This window comes from Prochlorococcus sp. ALOHA_ZT_50 (assembly GCF_022447305.1).
GTDB lineage: Bacteria > Cyanobacteriota > Cyanobacteriia > PCC-6307 > Cyanobiaceae > Prochlorococcus_A.
On sequence record NZ_JAKVCI010000069.1, the window covers coordinates 1 to 1,635 of the forward strand.

A 1,635-nucleotide genomic window follows, 5' to 3' on the forward strand; every position below is an offset into this window, starting at 1 on the left:
TTTTTGAACAATTATAAGAATTTTTATAGCTTATCTAAATAATTTACTCAATATGTCCCTATAAAATGTAAGAATAAATTATGTATAGATTTATATTTTAAAAAGTGGAAGGACAAAATAAGTCGATCACGTTTGACGGACGAGAGATACGACTAACTACAGGACTATATGCTCCTCAAGCAAATGGATCAGTAATGATTGAGTGTGGTGATACCTCACTATTAGTTACAGCGACAAAAACTACCAAAAAGAACCATCAGACTTTCTACCTCTAATATGTGACTATGAGGAGAAACTATATGCTGCAGGAAGAATTCCTGGTGGTTTTATGAGAAGAGAGGGTCGCCCTCCAGAAAGAGCGACTTTAATCGCAAGATTGATTGACAGGCCAATGAGGCCACTTTTCCCATCATGGATGAGAGACGAGATACAAATTGTTGCCTCTTGCCTTTCTCTAGATGAAAGAGTTCCAGCAGATGTTTTAGCTGTTACTGGGGCTTCAATAGCAACTTTACTTGGAGAGATTCCATTTTATGGGCCAATGGCTGCAGTTAGAGTTGGTCTCATAGGAGATGATTTCATCTTAAATCCAAGTTATAGAGAAATAGAAAGAGGAGATTTAGACATTGTTGTTGCAGGTTCACCTGAAGGCATTGTCATGATTGAGGCAGGTGCTAACCAGTTATCGGAGCAAGATACTATCGAAGCTATAGATTTTGGTTATGAAGCAGTTACTGAACTTATTAAATCTCAAGAAGATTTACTAAAAGATTTAGGAATAAAACAAATCAAACCATCGGATCCTGAAGAGGATAAAACATTACCTTCTTATTTGGAAAAAAATTGCAGTAAAGCTATTGATTTGGTTCTTAAGAAATTTGATCAAACAAAAGAAGAGAGGGATCTTGAACTCGAAAAAATTAAAACTGAAACTCAAAGCAAAATTGATTCTCTTAAAGATGACAATCAAGTAAAAGTTCTAACCTCAGAAAATGAAAAATTAATTCATTCCGACTTTAAAAAATTAACAAAAAAATTAATGAGGTCGCAAATCATTAATGATGGGAAAAGAGTTGATGGAAGAGATCTCGACGAAGTTAGAAAAATATCAGCTTCTGCAGGAATTCTTCCAAAAAGAGTTCATGGTTCTGCATTATTTCAAAGAGGTTTAACCCAAGTTTTATCTACAACTACATTAGGTACTCCTAGTGATGCTCAAGAAATGGACGACCTCAATCCAAGCACAGAAAAACTTACCTCCACCACTATAATTTCCCTCCATATTCAGTAGGAGAAACAAGACCGATGAGAACTCCTGGAAGAAGAGAAATTGGCCATGGAGCATTAGCTGAGAGAGCAATAATACCTGTATTGCCTGGCAAAGAAACATTTCCTTATGTGCTTAGGGTAGTTAGCGAAGTCTTAAGTTCCAATGGATCAACTTCAATGGGGTCTGTATGTGGAAGCACACTTTCATTATTAGATGCGGGGGTTCCTCTAAAAGCTCCTGTGAGTGGTACTGCTATGGGTTTAATCAAAGAAGGAAAAGAAGTTAGAATCCTTACAGATATTCAAGGAATTGAAGACTTTCTAGGAGACATGGACTTTAAAGTTGCAGGGACCGATAAGGGTATA

At 36.4% G+C, this 1,635-nt stretch carries 1 protein-coding gene and 2 pseudogenes; all 3 read left to right on the top strand.

The annotated features are described in order from the left end of the window. Window positions 1-194 precede the first annotated feature (194 nt). Window positions 195-670: pseudogene (locus tag MK115_RS09350) on the top strand (polyribonucleotide nucleotidyltransferase); the annotation flags it as partial. After that, window positions 659-1,291, top strand: a complete 633-nt coding sequence (locus MK115_RS09355) for a hypothetical protein (protein ID WP_353847962.1) — start codon at window positions 659-661, stop codon at window positions 1,289-1,291. The pseudogene MK115_RS09350 and the gene MK115_RS09355, both read left to right, overlap by 12 nt. Before the next feature lie 14 nt (window positions 1,292-1,305). Then, a pseudogene (locus tag MK115_RS09360) lies at window positions 1,306-1,635 on the top strand (polyribonucleotide nucleotidyltransferase); the annotation flags it as partial.

What these genes read in the sequence shown, in the direction of transcription:
- MK115_RS09355 (WP_353847962.1), top strand. Translation starts at nt 659, where the DNA reads ATGATTGAGGCAGGTGCTAACCAGTTATCGGAGCAAGATACTATCGAA.